This is a genomic window from Kitasatospora sp. NPDC001683, from assembly GCF_053596495.1.
Map to the genome: position 1 here is coordinate 22183 of NZ_JBSFGK010000013.1, position 12156 is coordinate 34338.

Here is a 12156-nt window from a genome sequence, read left to right on the forward strand (position 1 = left end):
CGGGTCAGCTGCCCGGCTGCCAGTCGGCGATCTCCGGCAGGTCGGTGCCGTGTTCGCGGATCCAGTCGTGGTGCCGGCTGCGCTGGTCGGCCATCGCTTGCCGGACGGCGGCGGCGCGCACCGCGAGGTCAGGGACACGGTCGATGACGTCCATGACGAGGCGGTAGCGGTCGAGGTCGTTGCGGACGACCATGTCGAAGGGGGTGGTCGTGGTGCCGGACTCCTTGTAGCCACGCACGTGCAGCTGCGGGTGGACGGCGCGGCGGTAGGCGAGGCGGTGGATCAGCCACGGGTAGCCGTGGTAGGCGAAGATCACCGGCTTGTCGCGGGTGAAGAGGGCGTCGAACTCGGCGTCGGGCATGCCGTGCGGGTGTTCCTCGGCGGGCATCAGCCGGGCCAGGTCGACCACGTTCACCACCCGCACCGCCAGCTCGGGCAGGTGACGACGCAGCAGCTCGGCTGCGGCGATCACCTCCTGGGTCGGCACGTCCCCGGCGCAGGCGAGCACGACGTCGGGCTCGCTGGTTCCGTCGTCGGTGCCGGCCCACTCCCAGATCCCGGCGCCGCGGGCGCAGTGCGCCCGGGCCTCGTCCAGGGTGAGCCAGTCGAAGCAGGGCTGCTTGCCCGCCACGACGACGTTGACGTAGTCGCGGCTGCGCAGGACGTGGTCGGCGGTGGCGAGCAGGGTGTTGGTGTCCGGCGGGAAGTAGACGCGGACGGCCTCGGGGCTCTTGTTCAGGACGTGGTCGACGAAGCCCGGGTCCTGGTGGGAGAAACCGTTGTGGTCCTGGCGCCAGACGTGGGAGGTGAGCAGGTAGTTGAGCGAGGCGATGGGAGCGCGCCAGGGGATCGTCCGGGTGGTGCGCAGCCACTTGATGTGCTGGTTGACCATCGAGTCGACGATGTGGACGAAGGCCTCGTAGCAGGAGAAGAGGCCGTGGCGGCCGGTCAGCAGGTAGCCCTCCAGCCAGCCCTGGCAGGTGTGTTCGGAGAGGATCTCCAGCACGCGGCCGTCGCGGGCGAGGTGTTCGTCGACCGGCAGGGTGGCGGCCTGCCAGGCCTTTCCGGTAACGCCGTAGACGGCCTGGAGGCGGTTGGAGGCGGTCTCATCCGGGCCGACCAGCCGGAAGTCGCGGCGCTCGGCGGTGTCGGCCATCACCTGTTCGAGCAGGTCGCCCAGCACCCGGGTCGGCTCGTGCAGCGTTGCGCCCGGCTTGTCGACGGGAACGGCGTAGTGCTCCAGCTCGGGCAGGGGCAGCTCGCGCAGGAGCAGGCCGCCATTGGCATGCGGGTTGGCGCCGAGCCGGTGACGGCCCTCGGGGACGCAGTCGAGGACCTGGGCGGTGGGCCGGCCCTGCTCGTCGAAGAGTTCCTCGGGCCGGTAGGAGCGCAGCCACGCCTCCAGCTGCGCGAGGTGCGCGGGGTTGGTTCGGACCTGGTCGAGCGGCACCTGGTGGGCCCGCCAGGTGCCCTCCACCGGCACACCGTCCACCTCGTGCGGGCCGGTCCAGCCCTTCGGGGTGCGCAGCACGATCACCGGCCACGCCGGGCGCTCGGTGGCCCCGTCCTCGCGGGCGGCTCGCTGGATGGCGGCGATCCGCTCCAGGGCGGTGTCCATGGCGGCGGCCATCGCGCGGTGCACGGCCGTCGGGTCGTCCCCGGTGACGTACAGCGGATCGTGGCCGTAGCCGCGCAGCAGCGCGTCCAGCTCGGCCTCCGGCAGGCGGGCGAGCACCGTCGGGTTGGCGATCTTGTAGCCGTTGAGGTGCAGGATCGGCAGGACCGCGCCGTCGTGCACCGGGTCGAGGAACTTGTCGCTGTGCCAGGAGGCGGCCAGCGGCCCGGTCTCCGCCTCCCCGTCGCCGATCACGCAGGCGACCAGCAGGCCGGGGTTGTCGAAGGCGGCGCCGTAGGCGTGCGAGAGCGCGTAGCCGAGCTCGCCGCCCTCGTGGATGGAGCCGGGCGTCTCGGGCGCGACGTGGCTGGGGACTCCGCCGGGGAAGGAGAACTGCCGGAACAGCTTCCCCATGCCCTCGCCGTCGCGGGTGACGGAGGGGTAGGTGTCGCTGTAGCTGCCCTCCAGCCAGGAGCCGGCCAGCACCGCTGGCCCGCCGTGTCCCGGGCCCCAGACGCAGATGGCGTCCAGGTCGTGCCGGGAGATCATCCGGTTGAGGTGGGTGTACACCAGGTTCAGGCCCGGCGAGGTCCCCCAGTGGCCCAGCAGCCGGGGCTTGATGTGCTCAGGCCGCAGCGGCTCGCGCAGCAGCGGGTTGGCCATCAGGTAGATCTGACCGACCGCCAGGTAGTTGGCGGCCCGCCAGTGGGCATCGAGTGCCCGCAGCTCGGCCTCGGTCAGCTCTCCGGGCGTTGACGCGGCGGTCACAGTCATGGCTGCGGTCTCCTCGGGAATCGGTCGACTTCACTGGCCGCCGACGGCGGGCCGTACCCATCGTCACGCCGCGCACCCGCTCCGACACAGGGCCGACCGGGTCACGGCTCGGCGACGGGGAATGGGACTTGCGGCCCATCCGAACCTCCCGCGCAGCACCGGAGGGGCTCGACGGGCGGGAAACCGAGGACCAACGGCCTCGGAGCGGGGCCTGTCGGCCCCGCGCGCCCGCGTCGGCGCTGCCGGAGGCTGACGGCACCCCCTGCCGACCGTCGCAGGGGCGGTCCCAGCAGACGAACGGAACCTGACATGATCGACAGTGGGCGTCACGCGAAGGCATACCTGGTCGGCGGCGGGATCGCCGCCCTGGCCGCCGCGGCCTTCCTGATCCGGGACGGCGACGTCCCCGGCGAGAACATCCACGTCCTGGAGCAGCTGCCCCTGGCGGGCGGCTCACTCGACGGCCGGGGCTCACCGGAACAGGCGTACGTGACCCGCGGCGGGCGGATGCTGGAGGACGAGGCGTACACCTGCCTCTGGAACCTGCTGGAGACGATCCCGACCCTGGACGACCCGGAGGTGTCCGTTCGCCAGGAGATCATCGACTTCAACCGGGCGTGGCCGACCGACGCCAGGGCCCGGCTGATCGACCGCGACCACCGCATCGTCGACGCCGCCCGACTCGGCCTCGACGCGCACGACCGGCTCGAACTGACCCGGCTGCTGGTCATGCCCGAGTCGGTGATCGGCGCGCGCCGGATCGACGAGCTCTTCTCCGAGCACTTCTTCGCCACCAACTTCTGGGCGATGTGGCGGACCACCTTCGCCTTCCAGAACTGGCACAGCGCCATCGAGCTCAAGCGCTACTTCCTGCGCTTCCTCCAGGAGTTCCCCCGGCTCCACACCCTGGCCGGCGTGCGCCGCACCCGCCTCAACCAGTACGACTCCATCGTCCGGCCGCTCACCGCGTGGCTGCTGGAGCACGGGGTGCGCTTCGAGCACGGCGTCACCGTCACCGACGTCGACTTCACCGAGCGGGACGGGATCCGCCGCGCCAGGCGCCTGCACCTCGACCGCGAGGGCAGCCACGAGGAGGTCGAACTCGCCGACCTCGACCTGGCGTTCATCACGCTCGGTTCGATGACCGCCGACGCCGCCTACGGCGATGACCACACCGCGCCCGAGCTGGTCCGCGACAAGCGCGACGGCAGCTGGACGCTCTGGGAGACCCTCTCCCGCAAGGCGCCGGACTTCGGCCGGCCGGCCGTCTTCAACGGCAGCATCCCCGAGGCCGCCTGGGAGTCGTTCACCCTCACCATGCGCAGCCCCGCCCTGCTGAAGCGGATCGAGGAGTTCAGCGGGAACGCTCCTGGCACGGGCGCGCTGATGACCTTCAAGGACTCGCCCTGGCTGATGTCGATCGTCGTTCCCCGTCCGCCGCACTTCGACGGCCAGCCGGACGACGTGTTCACCCTGTGGGGCTACGGCCTGTTCATCGACACGCCGGGCGAGCACACCGGCAAGGCCATGGCCGAGTGCACCGGGCAGGAGATCCTCACCGAACTCCTTGGCCAGCTCGGCTTCGAGGACCTCGCCGACGAGGTCCGCGCCACCACGACCGTCACCACCGTGATGATGCCCTACATCACCAGCCAGTTCGCCCGCCGCGACGTGCACGACCGCCCGCGCGTGATCCCGCACGGTGCCCGCAACTTCGCCCTCCTCGGCCAGTACGTCGAGATCCCCGAGGACGTCGTCTTCACCGTCGAGTACTCCGTGCGCGGCGCCATGCACGCCGTCTACCAACTGCTCGGCCTCAGCCTGCCCATCCCGCCGGTCCACCACGCCCTGGCCGAACCCGCCACGGCCCTGCGGGCCCTGCGGACCGCCTTCGCCTGAACACCCGGGCCGAGCTGGCGCCTGGTACGGGACCTTCAGGCCGCCCGCCGGGCACCGGTCGGCCCTGGCCGGGCAGCTCGCGCCCGCGAAGACTGGCCCGAGACGATCACCGCATCCCGCCCGTCCCGGAGAGGAAATCCCCCATGGCCGACTACCTGCTCGCCGCCATCGACGGCTCGGCGCCGAGCATCGCCGCCGCCCGCTGGGCGGCCGACGAGGCCACCCGCCACGACCTGCCGCTGCGCCTGGTCCATGCCCAGACCTGGCTCGACGACCTCCACGCCGACCCCGGCCAGCCGACCGACGTCCGTGCCCTGACCACGCGCATGCTCTCCGACGCCAAGCAGGCGGTCCAGGTCACCCGTCCGAGCCTGGAGATCCGCGCCGAGCTGATCGGGGGTGGCGAGCCCGTCGACGTGCTGGTCGACGCGGCCGCCGACGCGCGAACGCTGGTCCTCGGCTCCCGCGGGCTCGGCGGCTTCGGAGGGCTCATGGTCGGCTCCATCGGCCTTGCCGTCGCCGCCCGCAGCGAGGTCCCTACCGTACTGGTCCGCTCCGGTGAGACCGAGCGCCGCACCGGACCTGACGGACCCGAGATCGTCGTCGGCATCGATACCCGCGAGGCCGCTGCGGACGTCCTCGACTTCGCCTTCCGCGCGGCCGCGCGACGCGGGGCAGTGCTGCGCGCCGTGCACGGCTGGACACCGCCGCCCGTGTGGGGCTACGCCGGGTGGGTGCCCCCGCAGCCCGAGGCCGAGCAGTTCCGGGCGATCGAGGACGAACTCCTCACATTGGCGATGACCGGCTGGCGGGAGAAGTACCCCGAGGTCGCGGTGATCCAGGACAGCCGGATCGGCAGCGGCGCCGCAGCACTAATCGACGCGGCCGCCGACGCGGACCTCCTCGTGGTGGGCCGCCGGCGCCGCCCGCACCACCACGTCGGCATGCGGCTCGGGCCGGTCGCCCACGCCGCAATCCACCACGCCCAGTCACCGGTCGCTGTCGTCCCGCACGACTGACCCGCCCACCACATCGAGGGTGATGAGGATGGTCGGAATTCACCAAGGATCTGGTCGCCTCAGCTCGTCCACTGCGCAATGCAGTGAGGAGTCCGGGCAACGGGCAGCGGCGTGTTGAGGGCAGGGCGACCGGAGGTCGTCGCGCCCTGGTGATCGGTGCGCTGGGGAACATTCCGGCTGCTCGGTGCGCCTGATCTCCCTGCCTATGGCGTCGATGCTTGTCGCTTCGCCGAAACTTGGACAGCAGCTGGTCATTGCCGCCCCCATCCATCGCGGCGTCTTAGTGGAATTCGCCTGCGTGTTCCTCGCACCACTGGCGGAAGGTCCGCGGGGCGATGCCGGTGAGGTTGGTGATGTCGTCACTGACGACTCCGGCGCGTCCGGCGCGGAAGAGTTCGTTGAGGTTCTGCACGGCGACGGCCATCTCGGGCGGGGTGCCCTGCTCGATGCTCTGCCGGGCGAACTGCTCGGGGGTGACCGGAACGAACTCGACGGGCCGTCCCAGGACATCGGCGAGGATCTCCACCTGCTCGCGGGCGGTGAGTGCCTGGGGGCCGTTCAGGATGTAGGCGCAACCGGCGTGGTTGTCCTGGGTGAGGGCGACGGCGGCGACGCGGGCGATGTCGAAGGGGTCGACGGGCACGGTCTTGCCGGGGTCGCTCGCGTCGTAGACGCGGCCTTCGTCGCGGATGGTGGGCAGCCACCACGTCGCGTTCGACATCAGGGCGTTGGCGCGCAGGTAGGTGACGTCGAGCCCGGAGTCGCGGAGGATCTGGTCGCGGGCGGCGATCCTGGCTCCGATCACGGGCAGCGGTTCCAGGACGGTGCCGACGGAGGACAGCACCACGAGCTTGTGGACTCCGGCGGTGCGGGCGGCCTTGATCATGTTCTCGGCCTGTGCGGGCAGCGGGGCGAGCTGCATGAAGAAGACGCCGTCGACGTCGCGGGCGGCCCCGGTCAGGCTCTCGGCGTCGTCCAGGTCGCCGACGGCGATGTCGATGCCGGCCGGGAGAAGTTCGGCGCGCGAGGCACTGCGGACCAGGGCCCGCACGTGGTGGCCCTGCTCGTGGAGCTGGTTGACCAGGGCGCTGCCGACGTTGCCGGTGGCGCCGATGACGAGGAAGGAGGACATGACAGAACCTTTCAGGATCGAGGGGGCGCAGGTGATGGAGGGGGTCGGCTGCCGGGGCAGGTCGCCGTCGCGGTCGCGGAAGGTTCCGGTCCCTCGGGCTTTTTTCCCGGCGCCAGATCGAGTCTGGCCCGCGGGAGCCGGGGCAGGGTGGCCCAGGTTGGGCCACGCAAGGAGCCGGGCGGCGCGTCGACAATCCGGTCATGATCACCGAGAATGCAGCCGTGACTGAGGGACCGGATCTGGCGACGATGCTGCGCTCCTGGCGTGCCAGGGTCCGCCCGGAGGACGTCGGCTCTCCCTTCGCCCGGGGAGTCCGCCGCACCCCGGGGTTGCGGCGCGAAGAGGTGGGGTGGCTGGCCGGTGTTTCGCCCGACTACGTCAAACGCCTCGAACAGGGCCGCGCTCACCCCAGCGCGGACGTCCTGCGGGCGCTGTCCCGCGCCCTGCGCCTGACCGACGCCGAGTTCACGCTGGCGTGCCGGCTCGCCGGCCACGCCGCCGAGCTCGACGGGACCGTCCCCCAGCTGATCGGCCCCAGCGTGCAGCGGCTGCTCAGCCGCTTGGCCGACGTGCCGATCGCGGTCTTCGACGCGACCTGGACCCTGCTGGAGCACAACGACCTGTGGGCGGCCCTGCACGGCGAGACACGGCGCCGTGCCGGCCGCGAGACGAACCTGGTCTGGCGCACCTTCCACAACGACCCCGGCAGGGTCCGGCACCCCTCGCCGGAAGACCACCGGGCCTCCCTGGTCGCCGACCTGCGCGACGTCGCCTCCCGCTACCCGGCCGACCGCCAACTGGCCGCCATGATCAGCGACCTGCGCCGGTCGAACACCGACTTCGCCCGGCTGTGGGACGGCTCCGCCGTCGCGCACCACGCCAGCGGACGCAAGACCATCGACCACCCCCAGGTCGGCGCGATCGAACTCGACTGCGACGTTCTCTCCCTCCACGGCGCAGACCTGCGCCTCATCGTCTTCACCGCCGCCCCCGACAGCGAAGCCGCCGACAAACTCCGCATCCTGTCCGTCATCGGCCTCCAGGACATGACCTCGCCAACCCCCAGCCCACCCGCCCACGCGAAGGATCGCGGTCTGGAGACCGCCTGAGCCTTGGGCACCGCGTCACCACCCGAAGGGTGAGCAAGTCAAAGCGCCGTCAAGGGCGGTGGACCCGACGCCTCGGCCGCACTCCGCGGCCCTGTCGGCAGGGCAGATGGCGCCGTGCAGCCGTATCTCACCGGGCAACCCCAGCAGCCGAGTTCGCCACCACGCGCACCCGAGAACGCGAAAACCGGGGACGGCCCCACACCGTCCCCGGCTCCGCACTTCACCCGGTCGAACCCCCACAGCCGCCGGGCAGGCCCGCGCCCCCTACAGCACGGGAGTGATGAGGCCGTAGTGGCCGTCGTAGCGGTGGTACAGCACGTTGCCGCGGCCGGTGGCGGCGTCGGTGAAGAACACGAACGGCAGGCCACCGAGGTCCAGACGAGCGACCGCCTCGGCGACGGCGAGCCGCGGTGCGCCGAACGTGCTCAGCGGCAACCCCGGCACCGGTTCGGCATGAGGCTCCGCGGTCGCCAGCCGGTAGCCGCCGTCGGCCGGGTCGCGGTGGACCACGCTGTCGCGGCCGCTCGCCGCGTCGGTGAACAGGTGGAATGCGATGGCACCGCCTGAGCTCGCCGCGTTGTCGATCGGGAGGGCGAGTTTCGCGGCGTTGGTCTCTCCTCCCGCGAACTCCCTGTGGATGAGCGCGGTGGTGTACGCCTGCTGGGCGTTGATGACGCTGCCGTACGCCTCCGGATCGCGGCCGAGCTGGTTGAGGACGGCGCGGACGTGGGAGGGGTCGAGGTTGGCGAGTGCTCCGTTCACCGGCAGGGTGTTGTCGAACTTCGAGAAGGAGTGCTGGACGTCGCCCATGTAGTCGGCGACCAGGTGTCCGAGACTGGGGCGCAGCGCGGCGAGCGGGGCGTCCTTGCCGGTGATCCGGGCCAGGCTGCCGCCGGCCGTGGTGTGGCCGAACTCGTCCATCACCTTGGTCATGACCTCGGCCTGGTCGGCGCGGTGCTGGAGCGGCGGGTTGGGCGTCTCGTCGTACGGGTGACCGCTGGTGGCCGCCTCCAGCGCGTGCCCGAACGCGAGCGGTCCACTGGCCTGGGACTTCGCCTGCGCGTCCTTGTCGTAGGAGAGGGTGTCCGGCTTGAACTCCTTGTCGTGTGCGAGGTAGTGGAGGTAGTCGGCGGGCCTGGGCTTTCCGTTCGGGTTGACCGTGCCGTCGGTGTTGTAGGCCGTGGGCTGGTCGTGGAAGAACTTGGTGGCCGCCTCCGGGCTGTGGCCCAGTGCTTCCAGGATTCCCGTAATCGGCTGATAGCCCGCTGCACCGTCCTGGCCGACGATGTTGAAGATTCCCCGTTCGTCGCCCCCGAAGTCGGGCCAGAACGGCCTCGTCCGGTTGGTGTCCTTGGCATCGAGCTGGACGACGTGCTCGGCGATCGGGTTGAGGAAGTGCGGGTCGTAGTTCCCGTTCCGCAGGATGCCCGCCAGCACCTGGTACCCGCGGGGGATGTAGGGCCTCGTGCCCATCCCGACCGGCGGTTCCTCGGACAGCAGTTCGGCGCCTGCCTTGCGCAGGTCGGCGGCCCATTGGTCGGACAGGTGCGGCTGGTTGCTGGTGCGGGTGGCGGTGGCCAGGGTGGTTCCGAGGGCCCCGCCGCTCACGCGGCGGGGCCAGAACGTGGCGTCTCTACCGGCGGTCTAGGCGACAACGCGATGCTCGTCGTGGCAGCGCTCGCCCTCGTCCTCTCTGTCGCGCTTGATGGTGGTGGGATCGGTGGCGGTGTGGGTGATGGTGTCGCCGCCTCCGGTGGCTGTGGCGGTGTTGGTGACCTCGTGGGGGACGCGGCAGGAGACCTTGACCGTCAGCGTGATCGACGGGTAGCTGGCCCCGGCGGCCAGCGGGTCGCTGCGCGTGCAGGTCACCGTGCTCAGGTCACAGGCCCAGCCGTCACCACTGATGCCGGCCGCGGTCAGCCCCGACGGAAGCGTGTCCCGCATGGTGACCGTACTGCCATCGGTGGGGCCGCTCCCGTCGTTGCCCACGGTGATCGTGTACGTGCCCTGCTGGCCCGGGGTGAAGTTCCCGGTGTGGGTTTTGCTGATGGTCAGCGACGGCGGGGCGGTGCCGCGGATGACGCGGTCGACGGCGGTGGCGGTGCCGTCGCCGCCTCCGGTGACCGTGGCGGTGTTGACGAGCTCGCGGGGGGCCTGCGGTGAGACGTTGACCGTCAGCGTGATGGGCGGGTAGCTGGCCCCGGCGGCCAGCGGGTCACTGCGCGTGCAGGTCACCGCGCTCAGGTCGCACGTCCAGTTCGAGCCGCTGATACCGGCCGCGGTCAGCCCCGCCGGGAGCGTGTCCTTCACGATCACCGGGGTACCGCGGGTCGGCGCGGTCCCGTTGTTTCCCACGGTGATCGTGTAGACGCCTCCCTGGTTCGGGGTGAACTTCCCGGAGTGGGTCTTGCTGATCGTCAGCGACGGCCCGGCGGGGTTGATGGTGGTGGGGTCGGTGGCGGTGGCGGTGCCGTCACCGCCACCGCTGGCGGTGGCCGTGTTGGTCACCTGCGCGGGGGCGGTCGGTGAGACGTCGACCGTCAGGCTGATATCCGGATAGGCGGCACCGGCCACCAGCACGTCGCGACGGTTACAGGTCACGGTGCTCAGGTCACAGGCCCAGCCGTCGCCGCTGATACCGGCCGCGGTCATCGCCGACGGGAGCGTGTCCTTCATGATCACCGGGGTGCCATTGGTGGGCCCGTTCCCGTTGTTTCCCACGGTGATCGTGTACGTGCCCTGCCGGCCCTGGATGAAGTTCCCCGAGTGGGCCTTGCTGATCGTCAGCGACGGCACGGCGGGGATGACCGTGGTGGGGTCGGTGGCGGTGGCGGTGCCGTCACCGCCACCGCTGGCGGTGGCCGTGTTGGTCACCTGCGCGGGGGCGGTCGGTGAGACGTCGACCGTCAGGCTGATGTCCGGATAGGCGGCACCGGCCACCAGCACGTCGCGACGGTTACAGGTCACTGTGCTCAGGTCACAGGACCACCCCGGGCCGCTGATGCCGGCCGCGGTCAGCCCGGAGGGGAGTGTGTCCTTCATGGTCACCGTGCTGCCGTCGGTAGGCCCGCTCCCGTCGTTTCCCACGGCGATCGTGTACGTGCCCTGCTGACGCTGGGTGAAGTTCCCGGTGTGGCGCTTGCTGATCGTCAACACCGGGATGGAGAGAACCCTGTAGGAAATGGTCACCTGGCCGTTGTTGTTGGCCGTACCGATCGGGGACGCGACGAAGCTGGTGCCGCTGCCCGACGGCGTGGCGAAGCTGCTCCCGCCTCCACCGCCGCCCCCACCGGCGGCCCCCACAAGGGGGAACTCCCCGAAGTGGTTGATGGGTTCGGCGGAGCCCCCGCCCCCGCCGCCACCGAAGTACCCGCCGCCGCCACCGCCACCGCCCGAGCCGCCCACACAGATGTCAGGAAAATCGTTCGGTGCGCCCTGGCCCCCGGCGCCGCCGTTGCCTACCGCGGCACCGGCGAAGCTGCTTCCCGTCGCGCCGGCCACACCCCTGCACTGAGCTGCGGGGTATTGCCCGCCCGCGCCCCCCGCCCCGGCGGTCCCGCGGGGGGTGCTGGCGCCTCCTCCGCCTTCCCCCGGCGCACTGAGAAGGGGAACGGACACGCCTACGCTGCCGTCGGTCGCGTCGCGCCCCCCGTCACCACCGCGCCCCCCGGACAAGGGCGGAACCGTGAAGCCCGAGCCGTTGCCGGCACCGCCGCCACCGCCCCCGACGACCAGCAGCCCACCGTTCACGCTGACGCTGGACGCCCCACCCCCACCCGCGCCACTGTCACGATCGCCCACGTCTTTTCCGCCCGCGCCACCGCCGTTGTACCCGCCTGCCGCCGTACTGCCGCAGTCCTTGCCGCCGGCACCTCCGACGTTGATGGTGTAGGTGGTCGACACGGTCGCCACCGGGAGCGTGGTGACCACCCGGCCCCCGGTCCCCCCAGGGTTGCCGAAAAAGACCGAACAGCCGGTCAGGTCGCCGCCGCCGGCGCCGTCCGCGGTGATGGTCACCACTGCCCCGACCGGCACCGTGTACGACTCGGAGGCGCCGGTGTAGTCGAAGGTTCGACTCACCAGTGCTGCCGCCCGCACACCACCCGTGTGGCGGGCGGCCACCGGTGCGGCCGTGGCCGGCAGCACCGCCGCACCGGTCAGCAGCGCGCACACCGCCGCGGTCACCCCGATGCGCCGCCCACCCCGTCGTCGCCCGGACGCCGCCGGGCCGTCCGCAGCCGCCACCGACGACGAGCCAGCCCGATGAGAGGCCGTCAGCGGACGGGGGAAGAGCCGTGATCCACGTCTGCGTGCCGGTTCACCGCCGGGATCAACGGGTCTGCGAGCGTCACCGGTCATCGTGGAGGCACCTCTCCTCGTAGGCGAAACCCGCCACCCTCCACATCGGAGCGAAGGGACGACACCGCACCGGACGGCACCATCGGCGGTCACCCGGAAGCATAAAAGCCGCAATCCGTCAAATCCTGGACATGCGCGGCTGACCGCGGCGCGTCGTAACGAGGACAGCCTCCACCACTCGAAAAGTCATCGGCACTGGTGGCCGCGGTGGCGTCGGTCGGGAGCGTGCCCGGGCGCAGGGCTCATGGG

The 12156-nt window shown here is 71.4% G+C and carries 7 protein-coding genes; 3 read left to right on the forward strand and 4 right to left on the reverse strand.

Annotation, left to right across the window (positions count from 1 at the left end; all coding sequences use genetic code 11):
* Positions 1-4 precede the first annotated feature (4 nt).
* A complete protein-coding gene (locus tag ACWCYO_RS09740) occupies positions 5-2389 on the reverse strand; it encodes a phosphoketolase family protein (protein WP_449783887.1) in 2385 nt (794 codons plus the stop codon).
* Positions 2390-2698: 309 nt separating this feature from the next.
* On the opposite strand from ACWCYO_RS09740, the gene ACWCYO_RS09745 reads away from it, so the two are divergent.
* Both ACWCYO_RS09745 and ACWCYO_RS09750 read left to right on the forward strand, forming a co-directional pair.
* On the forward strand, positions 2699-4288 hold the full coding sequence (locus ACWCYO_RS09745; RefSeq protein WP_449783888.1) for an oleate hydratase: 1590 nt from the start codon (positions 2699-2701) through the stop codon (positions 4286-4288).
* A 143-nt stretch (positions 4289-4431) separates the two neighbouring features.
* Positions 4432-5307, forward strand: coding sequence for a universal stress protein (locus ACWCYO_RS09750; RefSeq protein WP_449783889.1), 876 nt, complete (start codon positions 4432-4434; stop codon positions 5305-5307).
* 280 nt (positions 5308-5587) lie between these two features.
* Here the strand turns inward: ACWCYO_RS09750 and ACWCYO_RS09755 are convergent, their stop codons facing one another.
* A complete protein-coding gene (locus ACWCYO_RS09755) occupies positions 5588-6439 on the reverse strand; it encodes an NAD(P)H-binding protein (protein ID WP_449783890.1) in 852 nt (283 codons plus the stop codon).
* 221 nt (positions 6440-6660) lie between these two features.
* On the opposite strand from ACWCYO_RS09755, the gene ACWCYO_RS09760 reads away from it, so the two are divergent.
* Positions 6661-7548 (forward strand): helix-turn-helix domain-containing protein, encoded by an 888-nt coding sequence (locus tag ACWCYO_RS09760; RefSeq protein ID WP_449783891.1) that lies wholly within the window; start codon positions 6661-6663, stop codon positions 7546-7548.
* Positions 7549-7812: 264 nt separating this feature from the next.
* Here ACWCYO_RS09760 and ACWCYO_RS09765 read toward each other — a convergent pair whose 3' ends face one another.
* Together ACWCYO_RS09765 and ACWCYO_RS09770 are read right to left on the reverse strand one after the other, a co-directional pair.
* Entirely contained in the window at positions 7813-9156 is a 1344-nt protein-coding gene (locus tag ACWCYO_RS09765) for a sigma 54 modulation/S30EA ribosomal C-terminal domain-containing protein (protein ID WP_449783892.1), read from the reverse strand.
* Between the two features lie 36 nt (positions 9157-9192).
* Entirely contained in the window at positions 9193-11670 is a 2478-nt protein-coding gene (locus ACWCYO_RS09770; RefSeq protein WP_449783893.1) for a hypothetical protein, read from the reverse strand.
* Positions 11671-12156 lie beyond the last annotated feature (486 nt).